General features: G+C 61.6%; 22 protein-coding genes, 1 riboswitch and 1 other annotated feature. Of the genes, 12 read left to right on the top strand and 10 right to left on the bottom strand.

Going from position 1 to position 26,911, the window contains the following annotated elements; genetic code table 11:
• Nucleotides 1-173: 173 nt before the first annotated feature.
• Nucleotides 174-1,145 (bottom strand): GntR family transcriptional regulator, encoded by a 972-nt coding sequence (locus G485_RS0106500; protein ID WP_027091892.1) that lies wholly within the window; start codon nucleotides 1,143-1,145, stop codon nucleotides 174-176.
• Nucleotides 1,146-1,311: 166 nt separating this feature from the next.
• Here G485_RS0106500 and G485_RS0106495 point away from each other — a divergent pair, with 166 nt between their 5' ends.
• The gene (locus G485_RS0106495) at nucleotides 1,312-1,839 is read left to right on the top strand and encodes an HPP family protein (protein WP_027091891.1); all 528 of its coding nucleotides are present in this window, start codon (nucleotides 1,312-1,314) and stop codon (nucleotides 1,837-1,839) included.
• Nucleotides 1,840-2,032: 193 nt separating this feature from the next.
• Here G485_RS0106495 and G485_RS0106490 read toward each other — a convergent pair whose 3' ends face one another.
• From G485_RS0106490 to G485_RS0106480, 3 genes are read right to left on the bottom strand one after another with little or no spacing between them, the layout of a single operon-like run.
• On the bottom strand, nucleotides 2,033-2,995 hold the full coding sequence (locus G485_RS0106490; RefSeq protein ID WP_027091890.1) for an ornithine cyclodeaminase: 963 nt from the start codon (nucleotides 2,993-2,995) through the stop codon (nucleotides 2,033-2,035).
• A complete protein-coding gene (gene sbnA, locus G485_RS25380; protein WP_035155059.1) occupies nucleotides 2,992-3,990 on the bottom strand; it encodes a 2,3-diaminopropionate biosynthesis protein SbnA in 999 nt (332 codons plus the stop codon). The genes G485_RS0106490 and sbnA overlap by 4 nt, the downstream gene beginning before the upstream one ends.
• 10 nt (nucleotides 3,991-4,000) lie before the next feature.
• Nucleotides 4,001-5,227: a phenylacetate--CoA ligase family protein gene (locus tag G485_RS0106480; protein ID WP_027091889.1), complete on the bottom strand. Its 1,227-nt coding sequence runs from the start codon at nucleotides 5,225-5,227 to the stop codon at nucleotides 4,001-4,003.
• Between the two features lie 174 nt (nucleotides 5,228-5,401).
• On the opposite strand from G485_RS0106480, the gene G485_RS0106475 reads away from it, so the two are divergent.
• Entirely contained in the window at nucleotides 5,402-6,184 is a 783-nt protein-coding gene (locus G485_RS0106475) for a YheC/YheD family protein (RefSeq protein ID WP_027091888.1), read from the top strand.
• Between the two features lie 13 nt (nucleotides 6,185-6,197).
• On the opposite strand, the gene G485_RS0106470 is transcribed toward G485_RS0106475, so the two are convergent.
• Nucleotides 6,198-6,533, bottom strand: coding sequence for a hypothetical protein (locus G485_RS0106470; protein ID WP_027091887.1), 336 nt, complete (start codon nucleotides 6,531-6,533; stop codon nucleotides 6,198-6,200).
• Between the two features lie 301 nt (nucleotides 6,534-6,834).
• On the opposite strand from G485_RS0106470, the gene G485_RS0106465 reads away from it, so the two are divergent.
• From G485_RS0106465 to G485_RS0106450, 4 genes are all read left to right on the top strand, one after another.
• On the top strand, nucleotides 6,835-7,695 hold the full coding sequence (locus tag G485_RS0106465) for an ABC transporter ATP-binding protein (protein WP_027091886.1): 861 nt from the start codon (nucleotides 6,835-6,837) through the stop codon (nucleotides 7,693-7,695).
• Nucleotides 7,696-7,822: 127 nt separating this feature from the next.
• Nucleotides 7,823-8,788, top strand: a complete 966-nt coding sequence (locus tag G485_RS0106460; RefSeq protein ID WP_027091885.1) for an AAA family ATPase — start codon at nucleotides 7,823-7,825, stop codon at nucleotides 8,786-8,788.
• A 5-nt stretch (nucleotides 8,789-8,793) separates the two neighbouring features.
• Nucleotides 8,794-9,888, top strand: a complete 1,095-nt coding sequence (locus G485_RS0106455) for a DUF58 domain-containing protein (protein ID WP_027091884.1) — start codon at nucleotides 8,794-8,796, stop codon at nucleotides 9,886-9,888.
• Nucleotides 9,885-11,195, top strand: coding sequence for a DUF4129 domain-containing protein (locus G485_RS0106450; protein ID WP_027091883.1), 1,311 nt, complete (start codon nucleotides 9,885-9,887; stop codon nucleotides 11,193-11,195). Before G485_RS0106455 ends, G485_RS0106450 begins: the two co-directional genes overlap by 4 nt.
• A 152-nt stretch (nucleotides 11,196-11,347) precedes the next feature.
• On the opposite strand, the gene G485_RS0106445 is transcribed toward G485_RS0106450, so the two are convergent.
• Entirely contained in the window at nucleotides 11,348-12,196 is an 849-nt protein-coding gene (locus G485_RS0106445; protein ID WP_027091882.1) for an AraC family transcriptional regulator, read from the bottom strand.
• A 126-nt stretch (nucleotides 12,197-12,322) separates the two neighbouring features.
• On the opposite strand from G485_RS0106445, the gene G485_RS0106440 reads away from it, so the two are divergent.
• Nucleotides 12,323-13,615, top strand: coding sequence for a Gfo/Idh/MocA family protein (locus G485_RS0106440; RefSeq protein ID WP_027091881.1), 1,293 nt, complete (start codon nucleotides 12,323-12,325; stop codon nucleotides 13,613-13,615).
• A 26-nt stretch (nucleotides 13,616-13,641) separates the two neighbouring features.
• Nucleotides 13,642-15,057 (top strand): glucuronate isomerase, encoded by a 1,416-nt coding sequence (gene uxaC / locus G485_RS0106435; RefSeq protein WP_027091880.1) that lies wholly within the window; start codon nucleotides 13,642-13,644, stop codon nucleotides 15,055-15,057.
• Nucleotides 15,058-15,223: 166 nt separating this feature from the next.
• Here uxaC and G485_RS0106430 read toward each other — a convergent pair whose 3' ends face one another.
• From G485_RS0106430 to G485_RS0106420, 3 genes are all read right to left on the bottom strand, one after another.
• Nucleotides 15,224-15,691 (bottom strand): C40 family peptidase, encoded by a 468-nt coding sequence (locus G485_RS0106430; protein WP_027091879.1) that lies wholly within the window; start codon nucleotides 15,689-15,691, stop codon nucleotides 15,224-15,226.
• Between the two features lie 4 nt (nucleotides 15,692-15,695).
• Nucleotides 15,696-15,839: riboswitch (cyclic di-AMP (ydaO/yuaA leader) on the bottom strand.
• 95 nt (nucleotides 15,840-15,934) lie between these two features.
• Nucleotides 15,935-16,753: a hypothetical protein gene (locus G485_RS0106425; RefSeq protein ID WP_027091878.1), complete on the bottom strand. Its 819-nt coding sequence runs from the start codon at nucleotides 16,751-16,753 to the stop codon at nucleotides 15,935-15,937.
• A 10-nt stretch (nucleotides 16,754-16,763) separates the two neighbouring features.
• Entirely contained in the window at nucleotides 16,764-18,758 is a 1,995-nt protein-coding gene (locus G485_RS0106420) for a M1 family metallopeptidase (protein ID WP_027091877.1), read from the bottom strand.
• A gap of 268 nt (nucleotides 18,759-19,026) precedes the next feature.
• Here G485_RS0106420 and G485_RS0106415 point away from each other — a divergent pair, with 268 nt between their 5' ends.
• Nucleotides 19,027-19,536, top strand: coding sequence for a YwhD family protein (locus tag G485_RS0106415; protein ID WP_027091876.1), 510 nt, complete (start codon nucleotides 19,027-19,029; stop codon nucleotides 19,534-19,536).
• 203 nt (nucleotides 19,537-19,739) lie between these two features.
• Here G485_RS0106415 and G485_RS25375 read toward each other — a convergent pair whose 3' ends face one another.
• Nucleotides 19,740-21,845, bottom strand: a complete 2,106-nt coding sequence (locus tag G485_RS25375) for a transglycosylase domain-containing protein (RefSeq protein ID WP_240489081.1) — start codon at nucleotides 21,843-21,845, stop codon at nucleotides 19,740-19,742.
• Nucleotides 21,846-22,162: 317 nt separating this feature from the next.
• On the opposite strand from G485_RS25375, the gene speE reads away from it, so the two are divergent.
• The 3 genes from speE (at nucleotide 22,163) to G485_RS0106395 (ending at nucleotide 26,508) form a co-directional block, all read left to right on the top strand.
• Nucleotides 22,163-22,990 (top strand): polyamine aminopropyltransferase, encoded by an 828-nt coding sequence (gene speE, locus G485_RS0106405; protein WP_027091875.1) that lies wholly within the window; start codon nucleotides 22,163-22,165, stop codon nucleotides 22,988-22,990.
• 25 nt (nucleotides 22,991-23,015) lie between these two features.
• Nucleotides 23,016-23,885, top strand: a complete 870-nt coding sequence (gene speB / locus G485_RS0106400) for an agmatinase (protein WP_027091874.1) — start codon at nucleotides 23,016-23,018, stop codon at nucleotides 23,883-23,885.
• Between the two features lie 397 nt (nucleotides 23,886-24,282).
• Nucleotides 24,283-26,508 (top strand): methyl-accepting chemotaxis protein, encoded by a 2,226-nt coding sequence (locus tag G485_RS0106395; protein WP_027091873.1) that lies wholly within the window; start codon nucleotides 24,283-24,285, stop codon nucleotides 26,506-26,508.
• An 87-nt stretch (nucleotides 26,509-26,595) separates the two neighbouring features.
• Nucleotides 26,596-26,840: a binding site (T-box leader), on the top strand.
• Nucleotides 26,841-26,911: the final 71 nt, after the last annotated feature.

Genomic DNA, 26,911 nt, shown 5'->3' with positions numbered 1-26,911 from the left:
ATAGCGGTCACCGGTTCGTTAGATCTAGTCAAACAAGAAAGGACGCGAAATAGCGTTCTTTCTGTTCGTTAGCGCCACGGCGGCCAGGAACGATTCGCGCCGAACAAATGAATTCGCCTCCCATGTGGCCGCCACAGTCCGCGAGGTTCCGGAACGCCAAGCCTGTTCCTCAATCAACGGGCGCTCCCCGTCCCCGCCTCCGCGAGCAGGCTCTCGCTGCTTTTCTCCAGAACCATCGGGTAGATCGCGACCTTGCCCGGCGCAAGCGCGCTCACCTCGGGGTACGCGGCGGCCGAGGCGTAGATCCGGTCGGACCGTTTCAGGCTTGAAGCGAGCGACGCTTTATCGTCCAGCCCGAAGCTTTCCGCTTCGATCTGTGCGATTCCGGCTTCCTTCACCCGGCTGGCCATCCATTGCCCGCCGGCTTTTCCCAGGCAGACGAAGCTTACCTTCGTTCCCGGCGCCAGCTTTGCGATCTCCAGCAGCGTGGGCGCGTGTACGGCGGCGCCGATGGTGACGATTCTGGCTTCGAACCCCGTCAATAGCGCTCTCACCTCTTCCACGTGATTCAGCGTCGTGACGACAATGGTTGAGAAGGCCAGCGCCTCCGCCGCGCCCGAGCCGGCTCCCCGCAAATCCTCAAGGAATACGGTCCGGACCTCCCCGCCCGTTACGCGTTCGATTTCTCTTCGATAGAAAGGGTAGTCATGCTCCTTGCACTCCACAAATACAAAACGGGGCTTGCCGGTAGGCGTGTCTTGATGCAGCAGCGTATAGGCGAGAGCCGCCGTGAAGAGCTCGCCGAGTTCGGCGCCCGCGGCGGAGGCTTCTCCGATCGTATTCGTCAGCAAGCGGTGCATCGCTTGGCGCTTCTCCTGCAGCTGCGCAACCGCCTGACTGCGGGCCACCTGCGTTCCGCGCCCTTTCTGCATGACCACGAGCCCTTCGTCCCGAAGCTGGGTGTACACCCAATTCACCGTATTGCGGTTAATGCCCAGCCGATCCGCCAATTGATTGGCGGGGGGAAGCCTATCTCCCGGGCGAATCTTCCCGATTCCGATCAGCCACTTCAACTGCTCCCGGATTTGCGTGTTAACGGAGAATGTCAGGTGAGGGTCGACTTTGAGGGACAGTTCGTTATCCATGGAATGACCCCATTTCATAGTCATCTAGTTCTATTTTTATATTTTAGCATCGGCTCACCTGTAAGGCCAACTACATTATCAGCAAAATGAACCTTGTTGACGTGTCAAACCGCCGCAAATATAATATTAATAGTTAACTATGTAAATAGTCAAAAGAGGTGAGGAGATGACCGGAAAGGATGAAGCAATCGGTTACTGGGCGAAAATGAGAGGAACGGGCCGAAGCCCGCTCAAGGTCGCGTGGCGCACGGCGGCGATTGCGGCGGCGGGAGGCATTGCGGCGATCGCGGTATTGGCCGGGCTGTCGGACTGGACGTCGGCGAAGTGGATCATGGCGCCGTTCGGGGCCAGCTGCGTGCTCGCCTTCGGATTGTGGGACTCGCCTTTGGCCCAGCCCCGAAACATCATAGGCGGTCACTTGCTGTCGACCTTGGTCGGTCTTGTCGTCTATCACGGGTTCGGAGCCGGACCGGTCGGCATGGCGGTTGCGGTCGGTCTCGCCATCGGGCTGATGGTGCTGACGAAGACGACCCATCCGCCCGCGGGCGCCGACCCGATCGTCGTTATGACGTCGGGGAGCGGCTGGTCGTTCCTGTTCGCCCCAGTTTTGCTGGGCGCCATTGTCATCGTCCTCATTGCGCTGCTTTTCAACAATCTGGATCCGAAGCGCCGCTACCCGACTTTCTGGTTGTAGCCGGACCGGACGGACGCCCTCCGTCCCCGGTCGTCATCTCGTCGGCCGTCTTATTTATGGTCAACTTGTTCAAGAAAATCTAGCGATACCTCAAGCCGGACGTTTCTCCCGAGGGGGGACGCGCGGCTTTTTATTTTGCGTAGCCCGCGGAAGAACGTTCTTGCGTCTTCAACCCGCGCCTTGAACGGCGCCGCTATAAGCGAACGCCGACGCCGGTCTGCAGCGCTTTGCGCCCATAATGCGCCGCCACGCCGATGTCGAATGCCGCCAAGCCCATCGGGTTGAAAAAGACGGGCTCGCCGGGAACGAAACGCGCCAGTCCGCCGCCGATGACGGCCTCCTTGAGCGTGACGGCGCGTTCCCTCGTCCATCCGTGCAGCAGGTGAAGCCGCTCGATATCGGTATTTTCCCGGCATACTTCCGTCCAGTCGTCCACGACGACCGCGTTCACATCCTTGACGGCGTCCGGCACATAATCCCGGAGCGATACGTTCAGCAGCAGCGCGCCGGGGCGGGGCGAACGGTCGATATAACGTTCCCGCGCAGTCGTACAGGTAATGAACACGTCGGAACGGTCGTATATTTCCCGCCAATCCCGGCAAACGAAAGTCCGCGCACGCATGTCCGCATCGAAATCCTGCAGATCGACGCCGCGCGGATCGAACAGCCGGACGGTCTCGAGACGCTCTCCGAACAGGGAGTCAAGCATCTCCAAATGCGCCCGGCCGATCGGGCCGAAGCCGACGATTCCCGCGGAGAAGGAGGGCGTTCCGCGCCAGGCCGCCCACGCGTCCAGCATGACGCCGCTGACGGCGGCGGTTCGCAGCGCGTTCAACGCGTTGCTCCGGAAGCAGGCGGCCGGCTCCCCCGTGGCCGGATCGTTCAGCACGATCGTGTTGTGCGCGCGGGGCAGGCCGCGGGCGGGATTGCCGGGATAGCTGGCGATCCACTTAATGCCGCACGCCTCCACCTCGCCGCCCACGAACGCGGGCATCGCGATGATGCGGTTCGCCGGATCGCGGAACCGCAAATAAGGCTTCAGCGGCTGTGCGACTTCCTCGGTGCCGTAAAGGCGCAGCACCTGGCGGATCGTGCCGGCCAGCTCCCGCCAATCCACGCCTATTTCCCCGATATGGCTGTCGTTCAAGTAGATCATGGCCTGCTCTCCCCGCCGGAAGTCGGCTTCCCGTTGTACCCCGGAACGCTCGTCGCCCAATCGTCGTTGTAAACGGTATCCCAATAGCGGTCGCCGCGATCGACGAGGATGGCGACGCATACGGCGTCCGGTTCGATGTCGTCATGCATGCGGCGAATCGCCGTCAGCACCCCTCCGGAGGAGGCGCCCGCCAGAATCGCTTCCGAGGCGAGCAGCTCCCGGCAGCCCGCCACGCAGTCGGCGTCGGTTACATGCACGACCCGGTCGACCAATTCCGGCTTGTTCAATGGGGGAACGACCGCGGCCCCGAGGCCCGGCAGCCGCCGAACAGCGCGCCCGCCCTCTCCGGCGCCGAAAATGACGCTTCCCGCCGCGTCCACCGCGACCACCTTCGTCGTCATGCCCTCGTTGCGGATGCGTTCGGCGCAGCCGCGAACCGTCCCGCACGTACTGACGCCGCAGAACAAATAATCGATCCGGCCGAGCTCCTGTACGATCTCCGGCAGCGTCGTCAGGTAGTGGGCCATGTAATTGTCCGGATTGGCGTATTGATTGGGCCAATAGCTGTCGGGAATTTCCTTGAGCAACTGCCGGACGCGCCGGATGCGCGCGGGCAAGTATTCGCCCGTCTCGGGGTCGGGCTTGCCGATCCATTCGATGCGGGCGCCGAGGCTGCGCAGAAGTTGCAGATGGACGGGCGTCGTGCGGGCGTCCAGCACGCAGACGAAGCCGAGCCCCAAATACCGGCAAATTTGCGCCAGGCTGACGGCGAGATTGCCCGAGCTCGACTCGACGACGGTCGTTCCGGGGCCGATGTCTCCCCGCTCGACGGCTTGCTCGATCATCCGCAGCGCGGGGCGGTCCTTGGCGCTTCCGCCGGGATTCATCATCTCCAGCTTGGCATACACCTGATAGGGCGCATGCGCGAACATTCGGCCGAGCCGCACGAGCGGCGTTCGGCCGATCGTCTTCAGCACGCCGTCCGTGAGTTCCATCGTCGGCACCTCACTTGTAGTAAATCTTCTTATGCTTGACCGCCTCGCCGTCGAACGGGGCGTCGCTGTCCGCCTGGACGACTTTGAGCTCGTCGAGCAGCCGGTTGCGGATCATCTGGCCGATCTCCGGGATCCGGTCCATCAGCTCGTGCTCGATCGCGGCCAATCGTTCCGGATTCGCGCCTTCGCTCCGAACGTGAACGCGAAGCTTGTTGCCGTCCACCTGGATGCGCACGACCGCTTGCTCCAGGTGGCGGAACACGACATTCTCGATGTCGTACACGCTGATCTTCTCGCCGTGCTTCAATTCCGGTCCCAGCCTGCGGACAAGGGCCTGAAAGCTCATTCGCCGTTCGCCGTCGACCTCGATCGGGCGCAAATCCCGCACGACGTCGTAGGTCACGTACCGGACGGCCGGGAACATCTCCCTCTCCGTCGAGGTCAGCGCCAGCACGGACTCGCCGTCTCCAAGCGTGCCGGAACCGGCAATCGGCGGCTCATCGCGCAGTCCTTCCGCCTCGATGCCTTCGGCGAACAAGTATCTCCCGTGCCGGTGGGAGAAGTAGGCAAGCGTTCCGATCTCGATCGATCCGTACGTATCCATCACGTCCGCCGGCCGGATGCCGAGCCGCTCGGCGACGTACGCCTGCCATGCGGGCGGCGCGGGTTCGCCGACGAGAATGATTTTGCGGATGCGGAACCGCGCGGGATCATCGGCGGCCTGGAGCAGACGGTCCAGGATGGACGGCATCGTGTATAGCACGCCCGGCCGCAGCGCCTCCAACCGCTCGAGATGGCGTTCGACCGGCAGCCGGAACGATACCGATTCGGCCTGCAGCCCGATGCGGCGGAACACGTCCCGGGCCGTGTCGGCTGCATGGCCGGTGCCCATGTCGGACAAGGCGTTGCGGACGCCAGACCCTTGCAGGAACCGCCCGAAAATGCCGCTCTTGATCTCCGCGTATCTGCGTTCGTCTTCCTCCGAGTAATAAATCGTTTTGCGAATGCCGGAGCTCGTGCCGGACGTCCGGTAAACGCGCAAACGGCGCACGTCGCCGGGAGGACGGTAAGCCCCGTAGTAATGCTTCTCCAGCCGCTCCGACGTCATCAGCGGAAGCTGTCCGAGCGCGGTCGTCTTCCTAAGTCCGTCGGCGCCTCCCGGATGCAGCAGGCCGTACCAGGGGAACGTTTCGAGCGTCCGTTCGATTTTTTTCTCTAACCAATTCGTCTGTCTCATCGCTGTCCTCCACCGATTGATCGGCCAATATCCAACAATCCATTTTATGTGCCTAAGTTCCGATGGTTCGGGCTATGGACCGGACGGGCGCTCGCCCTTCCGCGACGGCGGAATCGCCATATGGTAGAAGCAGGATGCCCCGGAGAGAAAGCCGGGCAGACGGGAGGAGTTCGAATGAGCGAACGGACCGCGATCACGAGCAAGTGGGAGAAAACCAAAATGCTGGTCGGCTCGCCGGCGTTGGCCCCCCATGTACCGGAGACGAAACGGATGAACGGACGGACGTTAAAGAAGCTGCTCGACCGTTACGGAATGGCGTACGTCAAGCCGGTGTCGGGGTCGCTCGGCAACGGGGTCATGAAGGTGGAACGAGAGGCGCAAGGGACGTACCGCATCCACGCGGGGACGCGGCAAAAGCGGTTGAGCACCTACCGGGAAGTATACCGGTGGATCGACGCCCATAAACGGAACGGACCGTATTTGGCTCAGAGAGGCATACGGGGGCTTCGGTTCGGGGGACGCCCCGTCGATTTTCGGGTGATGATTCAACGCAGATCCGATCGGACCTGGGAAGTGACGGGCAAGCTGGCGCGCGTGGCGCATCCGCTCAAAGCGGTAACGAACGGGAGCCAGGGCGGCAGCATTTATCCGGTTGATCGTGTGCTTGCCCGGAAGGCGGGGAGGACGCGCGCGCAGCGGCTGCTGCGAACGTTCGATCGGCTGGCCCGGTTGACGGCGAGGCGATTCGGCCGCTTCCATCCCCGAATGAACGAGCTCGGGCTGGATATCGCAGTGGACGGGAAGCTGCGGGCCTGGATTTTGGAGGTCAATACGCGGCCCGATCCGAAACCGTTCAAGCTGCTCCCCGACCCGGCGATGCTGCGGCGGATCGTCCGGCTGGCCCGGGGATACGGGCAAACTTATAACTTGAAAATCACAAAAGCGAGGCGGGGATAGCGTTTGCCTGCGATCATGCGCAATGGGCTCTGATTTTGCTCGCGATGATCGCACGTTGCTGCTTCAGCTCCCACACCGTTTCGCGCAGCCGCTGGACGTTCGCTTCATCCCGGTTGCTTTTTAGCTGGTCGTAGATTTCGAGCATGCGGCGATTGATGGCGTCGAACTTTCTCCAGAGCTCCTGAAGCGCGAGATGCTCGGCAAGCTCCCGAATGTGGGTCTCTCTCGACCGCAGGCGGCCGACGATCTCCTCCTGCCACGCTTCGTCGCCGATTTGAACGGCGAAGTTGTACAGATCCAAATAATCATCTATCCATTGAGCGGCAACTTGCCGATAAATTTGCGTCATGTTCCGCATCTCCAGTCGTAAAAGGGTTGTTATTCGTAGTATTATACTCGGAATTATAAGATTGACAAGGGGAGCGCACCCATCCGCCAAAAGCTCGGAGTCGGGGAAGGGCGGATCGTTTTCCATGTTGTCGCAAGGGGGACGAATTCGCCATGAACAGTTCATTTCTTCTTGCTCGAATCGTCAAATTCTGCCGGAACTCCGCGCCATTTCTGAGTTGACAATAAAAATGAGAACGATTATCATTCATACTATGAGGTCATGAGAATCATTTTCAATTGCGGAGCAAGGGGGAAATGCCATGCCGCGTTTAAGCACGAATCGGCTGTCGCTCGCCTACGGAAGCCGGCGGATCGTCGAGGAACTGAATCTGTCGGTGCCGGATGGGAAAATTACCGCTTTGGTCGGTTCCAACGGATCGGGCAAGTCGACGATTCTGAAAGCCATGGCGCGAATTCTAAGTCCGCTTAGCGGTTGCGTATATTTGGACGGCAAGGAAATTCATCGCCAGCCGACCAAGGAAGTCGCGAAGCAGCTCGCGATTCTTCCGCAGAATCCTTCGTCGCCGGAAGGCCTGACCGTGCGCGAGCTGGTCTCCTTCGGCCGCTATCCCCATCAGCGGGGCTTCGGAAGCCTTACGGCCGAAGACCGCCGGATGGTGGAGTGGGCGCTCGTAGCGACCGGGATCGAGGCTTTCGGCGACCGGCCGGTCGACCAGCTCTCCGGCGGCCAGCGGCAGCGGGCGTGGATCGCGATGGCGCTGGCGCAGGGAACGGAGATGGTGCTGCTCGACGAACCGACGACGTTCCTCGATATGGCGCACCAGATCGAAGTGATGATGCTGCTGGAGAAGCTGAACCGGGAGCAGGGCAGCACGATCGTCATGGTCGTCCATGACCTGAACCACGCGGCGCGGTACGCGCAGCATATGGTGGCCTTGAAGCAGGGCACCGTTCTATACGAAGGCAACCCGACCGAAGTGATGACGCCGGAAATGCTTCGGGTCGTGTTCGGCATCGACGCCGACGTCATTCCCGATCCCCGCACGGGAACGCCGATGTGCCTTCCCTACGGACTGGCCGAGCAGCCGGCGGGCGCTTCTCCCAGCGTGGTGGACAGCGAACGGGAGGATTCCGGCGAACCCGTGTATGCGGCCGTCTAAATATGTTCTCCTGGAACGCCCCTTGCGTCCGTATGTTGCGGCCAAGGGGCGCAATTTATTTGTCAGCCCGCCGCTCCCCCTGTAAAATGGAGGTAATTCAGGATCATCCCATGGGAGGGCCGCCTTCATGACAACGTTCTCCGATATTCGCATCCAAGCCGACGCGATCGCCGGGCAGATCGCCTCCGCCGTCGTAGGCAAGCAGGAAGTTGTCGAATGCCTCCTGATCGCGCTGCTCGCTTCCGGCCATCTCATTTTGGAGGACGTTCCGGGCACCGGCAAAACGCTGCTGGCCAAGTCGCTCGCGAAGACGCTCCGCTGCGACTTCAAGCGGATTCAGTTTACCGCCGACCTGCTGCCCTCCGACATATCGGGCATTAACTTCTACAACCAGCAGGCGGGCCGGTTCGAGCTGCGGCAAGGTCCGGTGTTCACCAATATTCTGCTGGCCGACGAGCTGAACCGGGCGACGCCGCGCACGCAGTCCAGCCTGCTGGAATGCATGGAGGAGCGCCAGGTGACGATCGACGGGGACACGTATCCGCTGGCGGCTCCTTTCCTCGTCATCGCGACCCAGAATCCGATCGAGAATCACGGGACGTTCCCGCTGCCCGAGGCGCAGCTGGACCGCTTCATGATGCGTGTGCCGATGGGCTACCCGACGCCGGAAGAAGAGGCCGAAATTTTAAGGCGCTTCTCGGCTCGCGATCCGCTGCCTTCCTTGCGCCCGGTGCTCGACCGGGAGCAGCTCGCCCGCATGCAAAGCCTCGTTCCCCAGGTGAAAATCAGCGACGATCTGCTGCGCTATTTGCTGGCGATCGTGGCCGCGACCCGTGAGCACCCCGATATTGGAAGCGGTGTCAGTCCGCGCGGCAGCCTGCAGCTCGTCAAGGCCGCGCAAGCGCGCGCGCTGCTCCGGGGGCGGGATTACGTCCTTCCGGACGATATTAAAGCGTTGGTCGTGCCGGTGTTCGCCCATCGCATTCAGCTCAAGGACCTGTTCGGAGCCGAACGCGGACGCCCGGAACGATTGCTGCAAAGCATCGTCCGGGCCGTTCCCGTTCCCGCCGAGCCCGTTCCGGAACGGAGTTGAGGCGGGTGGCGATCGTATGGCTGCTTACGGTGTTCGGCGCGGTCTATGGGCTGCAGCGATTGGCGTTCCGCATATGGGGGGCGCGGGGGATCCGGTACGAGCGTTTCTTCGGGGAGCCGTACGTGTTTGCCGGGCAGCGCGTCACGTTAAACGAGCGGCTGGTGAACGCGAAGCTCCTGCCGTTGCCCTGGATTCGCGTGGAGACGGTCATGCCCGCCATGCTGCGGTTCGACAACCGAAGCGCGGAGATGTCCGTCAGCTCGGGACAGCTGCTTCAGAATCATGCGAGCCTGTTTAGCCTTCCTCCTTATACGAAAGTGCTCCGGAAGCATGAAGTGACCTGCGCGCACCGCGGCGTCTACCGCTTGTCGAGCCTGACGTGCACGATCGGGGACCTGATCGGCACGCCGTCCGCCTCGCTCGGCATGACCGCGGAATGCGAGATCGCGGTGCTGCCGAGGCTCAAGGAGGCGGCGCAGCTGCCCGTCTCCGTGCGGAAATTCATGCAGAGCGCGCTGAGCGCGCCGGAAGCGTTCCGGGAGGATCACGAGCACGTCGCCGGCGTTCGCGCTTACCGAAGCGGCGACTCCCTGAAGCAGGTGAACTGGAGCGCGACGGCGAAGACCGGGCAGCTGCTCGTCAACAAGCGGGAGAGCATGACCGACAACGATCTGATCGTCGTCCTGAACGCGGAGCTGTTCGATCCGTCGGAGAATCGGAGGGTCATGCCCGAAGCGTTCGAAGAAGCGGTCAGCTACGCCGCTTCCGTCATTTACGGGCTGATGAACAACGGAGGCAAGGCCGGGCTGATCTTCAACGGCAAAGCCGGCAGCCGCACGGACGTTCCGCTCCGGGTCGAGCCCCGTGCCGGGCGGGAGCATCTGTTCCGGCTTCTTCGCCTGATGGCGGAATTCGAAGCCGATGTCCGCCGCGAGCTCGCTTACGTGCTGGAGGAAATGGCCGCGTCGGGCCTCCGGAACGCGAACCTGCTGCTCATCTCGGCCTTCCTGACTCCGAAGCAGCGAGCGCTGGTCGACCGCCTGAGGGCGGCGGGCAACCGGGTGGAGACGCTGCTGCTGTACCGGGAGGCGATCGCATGAGAAGCCGGTCCCTGCCGAGGCAGGCGCCGGTCGGGCGGGCGCTCGCCCAATGGCTCGCCTGGCTCCCGGCCACACTGGCGGTTTCGGCGGCGGTCCCGCCCGAACCGGTTTACCGCTGGCTGGCGTTCGTGCTGGCAGCCGCCCTGCTCGGAGCGGCGCTGACGGTTCCGCGCCGCCTGCCGCCGTTGGCCGTCTATGCCGCGATCATTCTGGCCGTCGCCGCGGCGGCCGTCGTGACACGCGGACGTTGGCTGCTCCCGGCGCTCTATCTCGGAGCGGCCGTCTGGCGGAGCGGGCTCCCGCCGCGGCCGACGGCGATCTGCGCCGCCGGCGTCGCCACGAACGGCATCGCATTGATCGCGGCCCACTGGGCGGCCGGATTGGCCCCGTACCGCCCGTTGTTCATCGTCTCCGGCGTCGTCTGGTTCGTTCTGGGCGCCTATGCCGCACATTCGCGTCTGCTGGATACGGCCGGTCTTCAGAACGGAATCGTCACCCGTCCCGTCTCGCGGTCGAGCCGCGCCTATCTGACCGGGTTCATCGCGGTCGTTCTGGCCGTCTTCCTGGCGACGAGCGGCTTCCATTTGTGGAGCAGCGTGGCGGACTTCCTGAACGCCCATGCGCCCAAGGGGGGACCCACGAACCCGGAGCCGCCTCCGGCCGCCGCCGCTCCGTCCTTCTGGCCGCTCCCGGATAAGGGGCCGGATCACCCCGCCCCTTGGGCGAAGTGGATGGAGCGAGCGCTGTACGGGATCGCGGGGGCGATTGCCGTTGTGTCGATCTGGTGGCTTGCGAAGCGCTATCTGTTCGACCGGGCCTGGCTGCGAACGCTGGCCGATCGGCTTCGGGAGCTTCTCGCCAAGCTGCTCACCCGCCAAGGTCCGCCCGAGAAGCCGGCCTACGTCGACGAGCGGGAAAGTCTTCTGGACATCGGGAAGGCGCTTCGCCAGGCGACGGTGCGCCTGTGGAGACGCGGCGCCCGCAAGCCGTTGACGCTGCAGGAATGGGATCGGCTTCCGGCTCGCGACAAAGTGCGCCGGCTCTATCGGGAGTCGGTGGCGTCGGGAATGGAGGCGGGATACGGCTTTCGCGCGTCGGATACGCCCGCCGAGACGTTGGCGGAGCTGGAGCGGTGGTACGGACGGCGCGATGGCGGGGCCGACTCCGCATCCGCCGGTTGGCTTCGGCGGGCGCGCCGGCTGCTGGCCGAGCTGTACGGGAGAGCCCGATACGGCTCGCGGGAGGCGACGTCCGGGGAACTCGAAGAGCTGATCCGGGACTATCCCTGGAAGGCTCCGTCCAAGTAAGGCCTGGGCTTCCGCCTGCCCTCACTCAGGGCTGGAGAAATCGGAATAGAAGCGGTCATGCGGAGAAGACGGCTGAAGTCGGCCGGCTGACCGGGAACGGCGGAAGGAAAAACAGGGCCGGGATTCCGTTCCTCATCGCAACTGGCGAACGGTCACCCGCCTCGCTTGCGGTATTCCCTCGGGGACAGGCGGGTGATTCGTTTGAACGTCTTGCCGAAATGGGAGAAGTTGTCGAAGCCGGACGCGGCGGCGACTTCGGCGACGGACAGATCGGTCTCCCGGAGCAGTCTCTGCGCTTCCTTGATCCGCGTCAGAATGACGTAGTCGGAGAAGGCGAAGCCGGTCACTTCCTTAAAGGTGCGGCTCAGATGGTAAGGGCTGACGTAGAACCGCTCCGCGATCTCTCCGAGCTTGAGCGGCTCGTCGTAATGTCCGTTCAAATAGCGCACGACTTCAGATATTTTGGCATGCTTGGGCGAACGGTCTTCGGATGCGGCGAGGGGGGCGTGTTCGCGCAAATAGCGGGCGACGACGAGCAGCAAGTCCGTGACGGCGGCGGGCGGCACCAGCTCGTAGCCGGGGGGCTTGCTGCGAATTTCGCTCACGACGCGGCGAACGAGCCCGTCGACCGTCCGCTGCTCCGAACGCGGCAGCCGCACGACCGGACTGTCGCAAGCGAACGGTTCCCGCAGCAGCTCCATCCGCGGGCCGGCCCTCGAGGCGAGAAACGCGTCGTCGAAATGCACAATGAACCTCTCGTGTCCCGGCTCCTTCGTTTGCAGCGTTTTGTGCAGCACATTTTTGCCGATGAAGACGAGATCTCCCTGCTCCACCCGGTAAGTCCGGTCCTGCACGAAGTAGATGCGGCTTCCCGACAGCAAATAGTAAATTTCATAATAGGAGTGAAAATGATCGCTCTGCATCGTGTAAGGTTGAGAGCGCTTTACATATTCCACATACAAATCGCGGGTGCTGCCGAAGCTGCGGCATTCGATGTCCATCTTCGCTCCTCCAAATGCGCAAAATATGCGGCATTTATACGCAAAACCGCATCATTTGAGCAGAATTATAGCATTTGTTTGCGGTAAAATGAAGGCCGAATCCGAAGATCGGAGAGGAGCGCAAACATGTCGACGAAGAAGAAATACGTACTGGTCGGAACAGGTGGAAGGGCCGAATTTTTCTATGGGGCGATCGCAACCTCGTTCCGGGATACGTCGGAGCTGCTGGCGTTTTGCGATATCAATCAAACCCGGATGGACTACGCGAACAAGCGGCTGAAGGAGACCTACGGCTATCCCGCCGTCAAGACGTATCCTTCCGACGCGTTCGACCGGATGATCGAGGAACAGCGCCCGGACGCCGTCATCGTCACCAGCGTGGACCGCACCCATCATACGTACATCATCCGCGCGCTGGAGCTGGGCTGCGACGTCGTGACGGAGAAGCCGATGACCGTCGACGAGAAGAAGTGCCAGGAGATTCTCGACGCCGTGGAGCGGACGGGACGGAATGTGCGGGTCACGTTCAACTACCGTTACGCGCCCCACCACACGAAGGCCAAGGAGCTCATCGCTTCCGGCGTCATCGGCAGCGTCCATTCGGTTCACTTCGAGTGGCTGCTCAACACGCAGCACGGAGCCGACTATTTCCGCCGTTGGCACCGCGACAAGCGCAACAGCGGGGGGCTGCTCGTTCACAAGTCGACGCATCACTTCGACCTGGTCAACTTCTGGATCGATTCTCGGCCCGAGACGGTATTCGCTTTCGGCGATCTGCTGTTCTACGGCCGGGAGAACGCGGAGCGGCGGGGCGTGACGAAGTTTTACGAGCGAGCCACGGGCAACCCGCTGGCGAAGGACGATCCGTTCGCGCTGCACCTGGATACGAACGAGCATCTGAAGGCGATGTACCTGGACGCGGAGCATGAGGACGGCTACCGCCGCGATCAGAGCGTGTTCGGCGACGGCATCAGCATCGAGGACACGATGGGCGTTATCGTGCGCTACCGCAATCAGGCGATTCTGACCTACTCGCTGACCGCATACGCCCCCTGGGAAGGCTACCGGATCGCGTTCAACGGAAGCAAGGGACGGATCGAGATGGAAGTCGTCGAGCAGTCGTACGTCAATTCCGGCGGAGAGAAGGCGGACGAGGGCGCGCTGCAAGGGCATCGCATCCGCGTGCTGCCCATGTTCGGAGCGCCCTACGACGTGGACGTCGAAGAAGGCGTCGGCGGTCACGGCGGCGGCGACCCGGTCATGCTGAACGACCTGTTCGGCACGCCGGTGCCCGATCCGTGGAACCGGGCGGCGAACCACGTCGACGGCGCCCGATCGATTCTGACCGGCATCGCGGCGAATCGTTCGATCCGGACGGGACAGGCGGTGCAAATCGAGGATCTGGTGAAGTTTCGCTAACGCGAGTCGGAAAGGGGAGGATGCCGATGAAGCCCTTTATGGACGAGGATTTTCTGCTGGCGAACGAGACGGCGAAGCGGCTGTATCACGATTATGCCGCGGGCATGCCGATTATCGACTATCATTGTCACTTAAGTCCCCAAGAGATCTGGGAGAACCGTTCCTACGACAATATCACGCAGGTGTGGCTGTACGGAGACCATTACAAATGGCGCGCCATGCGGGCGAACGGCGTCGAGGAGCGATTCGTGACGGGCGGCGAAGGCGTAAGCGACTACGACCGCTTTCTGGCGTGGGCCCGGACCGTGCCGAAGACGATCGGCAACCCGCTGTATCATTGGTCGCATCTGGAGCTGCGGCGCTTCTTCGGCGTAGACGACGTGATCGGGGAAGGAACCGCGCCCGCCATCTGGGAGAAGGTTAACGCGAAGCTGCGGCAGCCCGCCGGGTTCCGGGTGCGCGACCTGATCGTCAAGTCCGGCGTGGAAGTCGTCTGCACGACGGACGATCCCGCCGACTCGCTCGAATACCATCTGCGAATGCGGGAGCTTCCGGACTTCCCCGTGCAGGTGCTGCCCTCGTTCCGCCCGGACAAGGCGCTGGAGATTCGCCGGGCCGCCTTCCTTCCTTGGCTGGGCAAGCTGGAAGCGGCAATCGGCCGAAAGGTCGACGGCTACGGCGCGCTGCTGGCCGCTCTGGAGGAGCGGGCGGCGTTCTTCCACGAGACGGGGTGCCGGGTGTCGGACCACGCGCTGGACGTTATGGTCTTCGCGGATGCCACTCTGGAGGAAGCTGCGGCCGTATTCGACAAGGCGGTGGCGGGCCAGGCCGTGAGCGAGGACGAGGAACGGAAATACAAAACGTTCACCATGCTGTTCCTGGGCCGGCTGTACGCCCGGCTCGGCTGGTCGATGCAGCTGCATATCAACGCCGCTCGCAACAACAACACGCGGATGTTCGAGCGCCTCGGTCCGGACACCGGCTACGATTCGATCGGCGATACCGGGGTCGGCGAGCCGCTGGTTCGTCTGCTGGACGCGTTGGACCGGGACGACGCGCTTCCCCGCACGATCGTCTACTCGCTGAATCCGACCCATCTGTACGTGCTCGGATCGGCGATCGGCAGCTTCCAGGGCGGGGGCATTCCAGGGAAAATGCAGCTCGGCTCCGCCTGGTGGTTCAACGACACGAGGGACGGCATGCTGGAGCAACTGAAGGCGCTCGCGAACCTCGGGCTGCTGAGCCGGTTCGTCGGCATGCTGACCGATTCCCGAAGCTTCCTGTCGTATACGCGGCATGAGTATTTCCGGCGGATTCTGTGCAATCTGATCGGGGAATGGGCGGAGAACGGCGAAGTTCCGGGCGATCTGGAGCTGCTCGGGAACATGGTGAAGGACATTTCTTACGGCAATGCGAAAGCGTATTTCAGATTTGGAGAATGACACAAGAGCCGCTGCGCGGGACCCGGTCCCGATGCAGCGGCTCTTGTGTTCTGTATCTCGATCATTCAGACTTTGATAAGTCTCACGCTTGTTCATTTCTGAATGATCTCCGCAAACCTTCTTCTTCGTCCTTGGACGACGAAGAAGGTTTGGCTTGGCCGGGCCTTTATTCGGCGTCGACGGCCACCTTCTGGTACGTGTCGGAATCCATGACCCGGCGTGCGCCAAGGTAGCGCTTCGCGTAGTACTTCTCGTCGAGGTCGGAGATGGTGACCCCTTTGGAAGCGGCATGCGCGAATTTGTTGTTTCCGACATAAATGCCTACGTGCGAGACGCCGCTGCCGCTCGTGTTGAAGAACACGAGATCGCCCGGTCTCAGGTCTTCCTTGGCGACTTTATCTCCGAGGTTGAACTGTTCTTTCGACGAATGAGGCAGCGTCACGCCAAGCTTCTTGAACACATAGGACGTAAACCCCGAGCAGTCGAAGCCGTCTGTCGTCGTGCCGCCATAATCGTAATCGATGCCGATCAGTTCTCCTACGGTGGTATCCAGCTTGGAATCGGCAAACGCGCTGCCAACCTGGAAAACCAGCAATAAAGCCAAACCGAACAATGCTGCCGAAAACTTCCGCAAAGCCAGTGACTCCTTCCAAGCCTACGAGGTTAGCTGAAGGGTTCGGTTGAAGGTTCCCTATGATCCCTGCGGCTAAGCGAGATCAATTCACCCGGAAAAAATGGTTCCCCCGTTTCCCTTGTGCCAGGGAATTCGGCAATTTTTGCACTTAGCTTTACGTATTCGTCTTTTGGCGCGTTTTTCCTTCTCCTTTCAGATTAGAATTCCTTAATCTTCCGGAATCCGACACAAGACGGGAAGAAACTACATCGCCGTGTCTGGCTTCCAAAGCTCGAATTGCGAAGCCGCCGACCATAGCGCAATGAGCGATCGAACGAGCTGAAACCCTTGATGCAGCGCGACTGCGGCGAAGCCGGTCCAGAACAGGGAGGCCGTCGTGACGACCAGAGAAGCGGCAAGGCCGATGCCAAGGATTGTCAATGAAACCGCGATCAATGGCAGCGCCCGGCGGCAAGCGCGCCACAGGCCGCCGGGAATGCTGTCGCCGGACGCCGCGCTGAATTGCATGAATTGGAAGAGCAGATGCACCGCGTAGCTCCAGACGACCCAAGCCAGGGCGTACGGAAGCAGATGACGGGCCCAATCCTCGATCGACGGCTCGGCGAGGAACCGGGATTTGGCCAGCGGCAGCAGCCAGAAGAGAGGCAGCAGGATGGCCGCATTTTCCGCCCAATAGAGAATGCTGACCGACTTCCATGCATGGCGGATGCCCGCAAGCACCCGCGTGCCCTGCGAATCCTCCGAGTGCCGGAACGAATAGAAGATTCCCGCGTTAAGCAGAGGCGTCAACACCATGCGGATGAGAAACATGCCGGCCAGCAGCCAGAGAAAATCGTTCGCCAAATCCGTCTTGAGCAATCGGAACTGAGCTTCGATCAGGAACAGGTGAACGGAGTCCGAGTTCGGATGGTTATCGGGGTAGCGGGCGAGCACCGGCGTCACGACGGAATCGATGAACCGGTAGAGGAAAAAGGCCCACAGCAACCGATACAGGAAAAGCACGATCACCACATATTTGTGCCGCCGGGTCGTATTCCATCCCTTGCCTATCCATTTTCGCACCTTCCTCACCTCACCATGCCAATGTGCCAAGCAATCCGTCGATCAGCTTCGACAGGCCGATATTGAGGCGCGTGCGCGTCTTCTCCGGCACTTCCGTCTTCAAGTAATTGTTGAACCGCAAATTGTCCAGCACGACGGACCGGGAAGGGTCGACGGCGGCGTAAAGGAGCGGCTGCGGATGCTGAAGCTTGAACTGTACGTGGTTCTGGACGTCGTCCCAGGTTTTGCGGATCGACGTCCCGTCCGCGAACCGGAACAGCACGGTCACGGGCTGCGGGCTGCCCCCGTTGCGGCGAAGCAGCACCGTCGATTGATAGCCGCCGCCTTCGGCGGGCCGGGAATCGATGGATTCGACGGCGAAGTCGGCCATTTGCCCCCGATACACGTAGGCTTGGAAAAAATCGTCCCATTTGTCCTTCGTCACGTTCTCGACGACTTTCTGGAAGTCCGTGGAGGACGGATGCTTGAACCGGTACTTCTGGAAGTAGGCGCGCATGATTTTATTCATCGTCTTCTCTCCGACCTGCTTCTCCATCGCCGTCAGCACGAGCTTGCCGCGCATATAGACGTTCTCGGCGTAGCGGTCGGAGTTGCTGTAGCGCCAGGAATCGAGCTTGAGCGGCTCCGGATGCGTCATATAGCTGGCCTCGATCGTCGTGTTCGGGACGACGCCGTAGATGACGGCCATCAGCTTGTCTTCGGTGTAGGAGGTGAAGCCTTCGTCGAGCCAGGCTTCCTCGAACTCGTTCGAAGCGACGATGCCGTACCAGTACTGGTGCGCGATTTCGTGAATGACGGTTCGCTCCAGCTCGTAGCCGGGGTTTGTGCTCTTGGCCGCGGCCGCCGTGACGAGCGTCGGGTACTCCATGCCTCCGGCCCCGTTCGCGTCCGCGGGCGGGACGACGATCGACAGCGTCGAGTACGGATAGTCGCCGTACCATTCGCCCAGCTTGGCCAGCGCCGACTTGGCGGCGTGCATGTAGCGGTCGGCCTGATCCTTGTGCTGCGGATCGAGATACAGCTTGATGCGCACGCCCGGCACGCCCGTGGAGGAGAAGGAATCCTCGACGAATTGGAACGAGGGCGAAGCGGCCCAGCCAAAGTCGTGCACGTCTTCTGCGTAGAACTGATAGATTTTGCGCCCGTTCTTGATCGTCGCCGGCCGGGTTTGGAAGCCGGTCGCCGCCACTTTGTCCTTTTCCGGAACGTCGATCTTGACGCTGTAAATGCCGAAGTCGGAGTAGAACTCCGAGTTGCCGTGGTACTGGTGGGTGTTCCAGCCTTCCGTCGCGCGTCCCCGGGTCCCCGCCGTCTCGTACACCGCGATTTTCGGGAACCACTGGCCCGCCATCACGAAGTCGCCGGCCTTGCCCATGCGCGCGAATACTTGCGGCAGCTTGACGGTGAATTTCATGTTGAGCGTCGTCTTCTCGCCGGGCTTGACCGGCTCGGGCAGCCGGAACGTCGCGAGCGTGCGGTCCGAGGCGTTGTCGTCGTCAGGCTGAACGTAATGAAGGCGGGGCAGCAGCGTCTCGCCTTCCTCCGTCGTAAGGGCGGTCAGCGTCATCGAACCGTAGCCTCCGGGCTTCATTTTATCCCCGCGCAATTGTCCGCCGGATTCTTCGAGGAAGGTGCTGCCCGGAGAGAATGCGTTGGGATACAGATGCAGGTAAATCTCGGATACCGGCTTTCGTCCGGGGTTCTTCCAGGTCACGGTCTGCTGGCCGGTCAAGGTGCCGTCGTCCCCGAGCGAAACGGAAATATGGTACTCCGTCACCCGGTTGCTGAGGACGACCGGCTTGGGCGCGAGGGGCACGTCGGCCCCGGATTCGGAAGACGGCGCGTTCGAGGACGCGCTGGTTGCGGAAGTATCCGCGGGCTTGGCTGTAGCCGGAACGGCAAATTGGTCCAGCCAGGCGTCGGCGAATCCGAACCGGACGGAGACGACGAGCAGGACGGCGGACAGCGCCAAGACGAGAACGCGGAACAAGCGGCGATGGGGCATACGGTTAACCCTCCCGTTGACAAGCATCTAGGGGATGTATATGTCGCATGTCCCAAGATTATATCTGCGGCTTGACCACCCTTTGCGCACCGTGTATTTGCATAGAAGGAAGGGATTTGAGGGCGAAGGACCGCAGTAAGGCAGGGTTTGAGGCGTCTGCAGGGAGTAGGGAAAGGTGCGGCGGGGAAATGGCCGGGGGATAGGGCGATCCATCGCTTTTCTGCGAAAATTTCGTTAAAATGAGGAGAGTAAGGATGGAGGATGAGCGATGAACAACGATCAACAGCAGCCTGCGCCGGAGAAGAAGAAGCTGGCGTTGAACGTAGTTAGCAATAAGGAACACAGAGGGTTCGGAGCGGGGAGCATCGACCTGAGCCAGGTCGCCTGCGTCATTATCGACCAGGGCGAAGCTTACATTGACGTCGGGGCGATGCACGCGAAGAGCAAGATCGAGCGGGGGATCAAATTCTCTCCCAACAAGGAAGACGTGCCGAACGGCCGGCGGGCCTGGGTCGTCTGGGTGGCCGTCGACCGCAACGAAGCGGGCAGCTACTACGCGGGAGCGGCTTCTTGCGAGATGCTGATCGATTCGGAGGCGCGCAGAGGGTGGAAAATTCTCGCCGACCACGTGAACCGTCTCGATGCCTCGATCAAGCGGAAGTATCAGCTCGACAACATCGGTCCCGAGGAGAAGGCGGCGCTTCGCAAGCTGCTTCAGGAGCACAACATCGAGTGGTGGAACAACTCGCCGCAGCAGCTGAAGGATCTGCTGGCTTAAAATAGCGTTGCTTCTAAAGTGCAAAAGGGCGCCGTGGCATCGAGATGTTCGATGAAATCGAGCAACTAGGGCCGTAAGCAAAGAACCTCCAAGACCGCTTCGCATGAGCGGCGATGGAGGTTCTTTGCATTTTGCTGCGGAAGCGGAACGGCTTCAGCAGCGAGTCGACGATGGAGCGGCCTGACAGAGCGGCTTGCCCCGCCTCAAAGCCTCCACCAGCGCCGCACTTTGCGCCACCAGGAGGAGGGGCCTTCGCCGGGCCCGGCATCCTTCTCCGGTTCGCCGTGAACCGTACACGTATCTGTCGGCTCGGTGCCCGCCAGGAACGTCTCCAACACCTTCTCGGGACACTTGTCCGAGGCGAGCTGTCCCGTAGAGGGATCTACGTAGACGCTGACGACGCCTTCCGGCACCGGAAAGTCGCGGGCAGGCACCGAGGCAAGCGCCTTCTCGGCAAATTCGGCGAAGATCGGGGCCGCGCGGTGCGCCTCGGTGGACGTGATGGCGCGTCCCCGGTCGTAACCGACCCAGACGGAGGCGACCAGTTCCGGCGTGTAGCCGACGAACCAGGCGTCGGAGCTCGTCGTTCCGGATTTGCCCGCGACGGGGCGCGTAATCATGCGGGAGACGCGGTGGGCGGTCCCCCCGGTGTCGAAGACGCTCTTCATCAGATTGCTCATGACGTAAGCGAGCGCCGGCGACAGCACTTGCTCCCTGCGGGGATGCGCTTCGTATAGCACCCGGCCGTTCCGGTCCAGAATGCGCTGAATGGCGACGGGCTCCGTCCGGGCGCCGCCTCCCGCGAACGCCGTGAAGGCCGAGGCCATCTCGAACGGGCTGACCGGGAAGGTGCCCAGCGCCAGGGAGGGGACGGCGTCCAGCTTCGATGTAATGCCCAACCGGCGGGCCGTGTCGATCACCTTCTCCGGCCCGACCTGCATAATCGTATTGACGGCATAAATGTTGTCGGACGACTTGATCGCCTGCCGCAGCCCGATATCCCCGTTGAAATAACGGTCGTTGAAGTTGCTCGGGCGGTAAATTTTCCGATTGTCGTCGTAGTAGAACGTCGTCGGCGCGCTCCGGAACCGCGTTACCGGCGTGAAGGTCGGGTCGGCGAGCGCCGTCGCGTAAACGATCGGCTTGAACGCGGAGCCGGGCTGGCGGGTCGTGGCGAATGCGCGGTTGAACTGGTTCCGCCCGTAGTCGCGTCCGCCTACCATCGCCTTGATGAAGCCGGTCGCCGGATCGATGGCGACGAGCGCGGCCTGCAGCTCGCCGTCCGTCGGCAACTGGTTCGCGACGGCTTCCTCCGCCGCTTGCTGCATGCGGCTGTCGAGCGTCGTTACGATCTGCAAGCCGCCTTCGTTCAGCAATTGCTCGTCCAATTGCACGTATTCGGCGGCGAGCTTGCGCACGTAATCGACGAAGTAGGGGGCGGTCTGCCCTTTGTCCTTGGGGAGCGGCATGATCCGCAGCTCTTCGCGGGCGGCCGCCCGCTCTTGTTCCCGCGTAATGAAGCCGGTCTCGCTCATCGCCTTCAGAATCTTCCGCTGCCGGGACTTGGCCTGGTCGAGCCGCAAATGCGGGGAGTAGTAGCGGGGCCCCTTCGGAATGCCGGCCAGCATCGCGCTCTCCGCCAGCGTCAGCTCCTTGGCGGGCTTGCCGAAGTAGAGCCGGGCCGCCGCTTCCGCGCCGTAGACGCCATGCCCGTAATAAATTTGGTTCAAATACATTTCGAGAATTTCATCCTTGGAATAAGCTTGCTCCAGCTTGGCGGCATACCAAGCCTCCATGAGCTTGCGCTTCCAGGTTCGCTCGTGGGACAAGTACAAATTGCGGGCGAGCTGCTGCGTCAGCGTGCTCGCTCCTTGCTCCTTCGACATATGGCGCACGTCCACCCAGGCCGCCCGCAGCAAGCCGCGCAAGTCGACGCCGGAATGCTCGTAGAAGCGGCGGTCTTCCGCCGCCAGCGTCGCTTTGATCAGCCACGGCGAAAGATCCCGCAGCGCAACGGTGCGCCGATTGACGCCGCCCTGCAGGGAAGCGATCACGTTGCCGCCGGCGTCGAGAATTTGCGTCGATTGGGGAAAGGAGGCGGAAGGAAGCGGTACATAGCGGATGGATGCCGCAACGGCGCCGATCGTTAAAATGACGAAGGCCGCCATGCCCATGGCGATCAGTCCGAGCCGCCGCCCTTTTCTTCTGCGGGAGGGGGTGTCGGAAGCTGTCATTTCCCGGGACATGATGCCGTCTTTTAGCGCCGGCTGCTCCTGCGCGGGCCGTTGGTTGTCGAGTTCTCCGTTCATGCCGCCGCCTCCTTTTCGCCGCTTAACACGGGTTTAACTGTCACCCCTTATTATGGAAAACGGGAGCCGCGCTTATTCCCCGCCATCGCCTCCGGAGGGGGCATCTTCCGTTCATGGTTGCTTTTTGCGCCCGATGCCCTATAATACAACTTGTTTAATACATCGGCCGGAGCGGCGGACGAGCGCGGGCGTGCATGCGATTCTCCGTCCCGCAAGGCGCGGCTGCCGGTCATGCGCGGCAACAAGGACGACTCTTCCGCCCATCGGGGGCGGATTGAATCTACTACTGGGAAAGAAGGGCTTGGATCATGTCCTCGATGGAATTGTGGTATACCGAGAAACAAACCGAAAACTTCGGCATTACGGCCAAAATCAAACAAACTTACGTTCACGAGCAAACGGACTTCCAGGAGCTTGCGATGATCGAGACGGAAGAATGGGGCAATATGCTCGTGCTCGACGGCATGGTGATGACGACCGTCAAAGACGAGTTCGTCTACCATGAGATGGTGGCGCACCCCGCGCTGTTCACCCATCCGAACCCGGAGAACGTCCTGGTCGTCGGCGGCGGCGACGGCGGCGTCATCCGCGAAGTGCTCAAGCATCCGAAGGTCAAGCGGGCGGTGCTCGTCGACATCGACGGCAAAGTCATCGAATATTCCAAGAAGTACCTGCCCTCCATTGCGGGCAAGCTTGACGATCCTCGCGTCTCCGTGCAGGTCGACGACGGCTTCAAGCATATCCACGACCACAAAAATACATACGACGTCATCCTCGCGGATACGACGGAACCGGTCGGGCCGGCGGTGCAGCTGTTCACCCGCGGCTTCTACCAAGGCATCTACGAGTCGCTGAAGGAAGACGGCCTGTTCGTCGCACAGACGGACAATCCGTGGTTCAAGGCCGATCTGATCCGCAGCGTCAACCGCGACGTCAAGGAAGTGTTCCCGATCGTGCGCGTCTACGTCGCGAACATCCCGACCTATCCGAGCGGCCTCTGGACGTTCACGATGGGCAGTAAAAAGCACGATCCGCTGAACGTCAAGCCCGAAGACATCGCCGAGCTCGACACGAAATACTACACCCCGCGCTTGCATCAGGCGGCGTTCGTTCTGCCCAAGTTCGTCGAAGATCTGACGAAATAAGCTAATCGAAGGAGAACATGACCCCATGCGCCTCGACCAGAAATATTCCGGCAACGTCTTCATTCTCAGCTCCGACGACTACGCCGCATCCAAAGCCGTCATTTACGGCATGCCGATGGACTTTACCGTCTCGTTCCGTCCCGGCTCCCGGTTCGGCCCGGGCCGCATCCGCGAAGCCTCGGTCGGGCTGGAGGAATACAGCCCTTACCTGGACCGCAGCCTCGAAGAGCTGGCGTACTTCGACGCAGGGGATTTGCTGCTGCCGTTCGGCAATCCGGCCCGGAGCCTCGACATCATCGCCGAGTACGTGCGCGGCGTGCTGGCGGACGGCAAGTTCCCTTTCGGTCTCGGCGGCGAGCATCTCGTCACCTGGCCGGTGCTTCAAGAGGTTTATAAAAAATATCCGGACCTCGCGATTATCCACATCGACGCCCACGCCGACTTGCGCGAGAGCTACGAGGGCGAGCCGCTCTCCCACTCGACGCCGATCCGGAAGGCGGCGAACCTTATCGGCGGCAGCAACGTATACCAGTTCGGCATCCGTTCCGGAAGCCGCGAGGAATGGGCTTATGCCCGCGAGAACATCAACTTCTATCCGTTCGAAGTGGCCGAGCCTCTTCGTCAAGCGCTTCCCCGGCTGGCGGGACGTCCGGTCTACGTCACGATCGACATCGACGTGCTCGATCCTTCCGCCGCACCGGGAACCGGCACCGCGGAAGCGGGCGGCATCACGTCGAAGGAGCTGCTCGAAGCGGTGCATCTGATCGCCCGCTCGGACGCGAACGTCATCGGCGCCGACGTCGTCGAAGTGGCGCCGATCTACGACCCGACGGAACAGACGCCGATCGTCGCATCCAAGCTGGTCCGCGAAATGCTGCTCGGCTTCGTCAAATAAACCCGGAACGCGCCCCGTTCCGGCCCAGGAACCTCCGACCGCCTCTCGGCGAAGTCGGGGGTTTTTTTAGTGCTGTAAGCCGACATTAGCGGGTTGCAAGGTCTTGCCCCGCGGGAGGCGTTCAGAGCTGACTTGGCATCTTGCGTTTAAGGCCGTTCTTAAGACCTAGAAGGCCAATGGTAAACTATTCTGACAAAAAATGCCGCGGACAAGTCGAATGTTCGGGTTTAACGGGAATTTAAACCCAATATTCGGGAAAGTATCTCGTTTTTTTGCAATAAAGCTAACGTACTTTTGAAAAAATACTCTTTTTTTCATGAAAAATAAGGAAAAAGAACTAGGGCTATGATACAATAACTGACAAAATACAACGCCGCATTCTCTGGGGGTATGGGATATGTTCGGTTGGCTAGGGTGGAGGAAAGGATTGCCGTTATGGTGGTCGTATTGCCTCAACAGGCATTTAAAGAAGGATGTTGAGGACATCTTCGAAGGCATCGCGGAGACGCGAATGGAAATTCTGAAGGATTGGACGCTGGAGAACTGGCGCCATCTCGACCGCTTGCTCGAACAACTGCAGACGACCGGCGACGGTCTGTCGTTCGACGCTGACGGCCGGCAGGACGTCTGGGACCGGCTGTTCGCGGCGGCTTACAACCGAGCCTCCGACTTTACCGAGCTGTTTCTGCTCGACTCGGAAGGAACGGTCGTCTATTCGACGCATTTGCCGCACAAGGGAGCAAGCTACGGCCCCGGATCGCTTCTCGCCTCCGGGCTGGGCTACATACGAGGCGGCGGCGGACAGCCGCGCAAATGCCTGTTCGGACCGTACCCCGATCCGCTCACGCTGGAGATCGGGTCGCGCTCGTCCTCCTTCCACGACAAGATGACGCTGCTGTTCATGAATCCGATCGCGGATGCGAACGGCTCCCTCCAAGGGCTTCTGTGCGGCCGGGTGCCCAACGACGTGATCGGGGATTTGATCCAGCGGGAATCCGGCCACGTCTATCCGGACTCCGGCGACAACTACTTGTTCATGGCGAAGGCCGAGCTCAATACGCACATCGCGCCCGGAACGGCGCTGTCGCGCAGCCGGTTCGAGGACCGCACATTTACGCACGGGGAGAACCTGAAGGACGGCGTTACCACCGACTGGGGCATCGTGTCCGTCAAGGAGCACACCGAGCTTGAGATCATGTTCACCGACCCGGCGACCGGACAGCTGCATCCCGGCGTCGCGAACACCATTCGCAACGGCAGCAACCTGTTCGTCGAATTTCCCGGCTACTCGGACTATCGTCACATTCCCGTTATCGGCAAAGGGGTGACGTTCCAGCTTCCGCACTGCCCGGACGTCTGGGGGATGATGTGCGAAGGCGACCTGGAGGAGGTATACCGGATCCGCAGCATATCGCTTCGGCAGGTCCGGCCGCAATCGTTGCTCCTGGGCATATTCGCCCTCGTATCGGCGGCGGCAGGCTATTTCGCAGCGCAAAACCTCTCTCCCGCGCAGACGGCGCTGTCCGTGCTCGCCGTCAACCTGGCGTACGGTGGCGTGTCCGTGGGCTTGCTTCGCTCCCGGAGCGAGAAGCGGATCGTCGAGCCGCTGCGCAAGATCAACCGCTTCATTCGCATTAACGCGGAAGGCAAGGGCGACCTGACGCAACGGATCAACGCCTACGAGTTCCAAAACGACGAGACGCGCGATCTTGCCAAGTGGATCAACAACATGATCGACTCGCTCGAAGGCATCATGCTGCGCGTGAAGCTCGCTTCGGCCGACGTCACTTCCAGCCAGAAGCAGCTGAACGAGTCCGCCGCGACGACGGCCGAATCGACGGAGAGAGTCAGCGGCCGCATTCACGACATGATCCGAAGCATCCGCCGTCAGCTCAAGGACATCGACGAAGCGAAGGTCGTGGCCGACGAGATGCGCCGGACGCTGCTCGCGCTGGAGCGGAAGGCGTCCGAGCAGATCGCGATCGCGCAAGGCGAAGTCGAACGGATCGGGGACAAGATGTCCCACATCTCGTCGAGGGTCGCCCAGACGAACGAGACAATCCGCGTGTTCATGGATACGGCGAACGAAATTCGCAGCGTGCTGAACGTCATCCAGGAAATATCGGCACAAACCCATTTGTTGGCGCTGAACGCTTCCATCGAGGCGGCGAGGGTCGGCGAGCACGGCAAAGGCTTCGCGGTCGTCGCTTCGGAAATTCGCAAGCTGGCGGACATGACCCGCAGCTCGACGGAAGAGGTTCACGGCATCGTCGAGAAAATTTACGCGCACGCCCAGGAAGCTTACGCCTCCATGGAGGAAGGAACCCGCGTCGTGGAGGAAGGCACGCAGCTGGTGGCGGTCGCATCGGAGACGCTCTCCGGCGCGCAGGCGGAGGATTCGCTGAAGACGCAGGTGGTCGACGAAGTCGTCGAGCTGATGGAGAAGATCGCGGCCGTCAGCATGGAGAACCGGGCGATCTCGACCGAGGTCGAAGCGAAAATGCAGGAGCTGACGGCCGATATTACGGGCGTTCGCCACACTTCCCACGCGGTGGAGGGGGTTACCTCCTTCATGAAGCAGCTGGTCGGCCAATTCCAGTTGACGGAGACGCGCAAGCGATAAGGACGGGCCGGAGCCGCCTGTATGGGGCCGGGCGGTTTTCCGGCTTTTCTTTTTGCTCCGGGTATCCTATAATGGTTGTTAATAAACCCAACGACGTGGAACGGGAGAGTACCTTGAGCGAGAGCCAGCAGCAGCGAGCCGGGAGGGTGAGAGCCGGCGCGGCGGCGCAAGGGAAGCGCACCCGGGAGTTGGTTCCCTGAACGCAAAGCGTTTGTCCAGTAGGGGAACCCGGCATCTGCCGTTATCCGATCGAGCGAATTCCGGACGCAGCCGCGGAGGCCTGAGCCGGAATTCAGAAGAGTGGTACCGCGGACCTCACATCCGTCTCTTTCGAGAGACGGATTTTTTGCGTTCCGGAGGGGCGGTTCGTCGGTGCGGCAATGGGGCATACGGAAGGGGCGGA

The sequence above is a fragment of the Cohnella thermotolerans DSM 17683 genome, assembly GCF_000429825.1.
Lineage (GTDB): Bacteria > Bacillota > Bacilli > Paenibacillales > Paenibacillaceae > Cohnella > Cohnella thermotolerans.
This window is presented reverse-complemented; position numbering and strand designations above follow the sequence as displayed.

Bases quoted from the DNA above. Each gene is read 5' to 3' on its own strand.
- G485_RS0106495 (WP_027091891.1), top strand. From the start codon at position 1,312: ATGACCGGAAAGGATGAAGCAATCGGTTACTGGGCGAAAATGAGAGGA.
- G485_RS0106465 (WP_027091886.1), top strand. From the start codon at position 6,835: ATGCCGCGTTTAAGCACGAATCGGCTGTCGCTCGCCTACGGAAGCCGG.
- speE (WP_027091875.1), top strand. From the start codon at position 22,163: ATGGAATTGTGGTATACCGAGAAACAAACCGAAAACTTCGGCATTACG.
- G485_RS0106480 (WP_027091889.1), bottom strand. From the start codon at position 5,227: ATGAGACAGACGAATTGGTTAGAGAAAAAAATCGAACGGACGCTCGAA.
- G485_RS0106470 (WP_027091887.1), bottom strand. From the start codon at position 6,533: ATGACGCAAATTTATCGGCAAGTTGCCGCTCAATGGATAGATGATTAT.
- G485_RS0106445 (WP_027091882.1), bottom strand. From the start codon at position 12,196: ATGGACATCGAATGCCGCAGCTTCGGCAGCACCCGCGATTTGTATGTG.
- G485_RS0106415 (WP_027091876.1), top strand. From the start codon at position 19,027: ATGAACAACGATCAACAGCAGCCTGCGCCGGAGAAGAAGAAGCTGGCG.
- speB (WP_027091874.1), top strand. From the start codon at position 23,016: ATGCGCCTCGACCAGAAATATTCCGGCAACGTCTTCATTCTCAGCTCC.
- sbnA (WP_035155059.1), bottom strand. From the start codon at position 3,990: ATGGAACTCACGGACGGCGTGCTGAAGACGATCGGCCGAACGCCGCTC.
- G485_RS0106460 (WP_027091885.1), top strand. From the start codon at position 7,823: ATGACAACGTTCTCCGATATTCGCATCCAAGCCGACGCGATCGCCGGG.
- G485_RS0106395 (WP_027091873.1), top strand. From the start codon at position 24,283: ATGTTCGGTTGGCTAGGGTGGAGGAAAGGATTGCCGTTATGGTGGTCG.
- G485_RS0106450 (WP_027091883.1), top strand. From the start codon at position 9,885: ATGAGAAGCCGGTCCCTGCCGAGGCAGGCGCCGGTCGGGCGGGCGCTC.
- G485_RS25375 (WP_240489081.1), bottom strand. From the start codon at position 21,845: ATGAACGGAGAACTCGACAACCAACGGCCCGCGCAGGAGCAGCCGGCG.
- G485_RS0106500 (WP_027091892.1), bottom strand. From the start codon at position 1,145: ATGGATAACGAACTGTCCCTCAAAGTCGACCCTCACCTGACATTCTCC.
- G485_RS0106420 (WP_027091877.1), bottom strand. From the start codon at position 18,758: ATGCCCCATCGCCGCTTGTTCCGCGTTCTCGTCTTGGCGCTGTCCGCC.
- G485_RS0106440 (WP_027091881.1), top strand. From the start codon at position 12,323: ATGTCGACGAAGAAGAAATACGTACTGGTCGGAACAGGTGGAAGGGCC.
- uxaC (WP_027091880.1), top strand. From the start codon at position 13,642: ATGAAGCCCTTTATGGACGAGGATTTTCTGCTGGCGAACGAGACGGCG.
- G485_RS0106490 (WP_027091890.1), bottom strand. From the start codon at position 2,995: ATGATCTACTTGAACGACAGCCATATCGGGGAAATAGGCGTGGATTGG.
- G485_RS0106475 (WP_027091888.1), top strand. From the start codon at position 5,402: ATGAGCGAACGGACCGCGATCACGAGCAAGTGGGAGAAAACCAAAATG.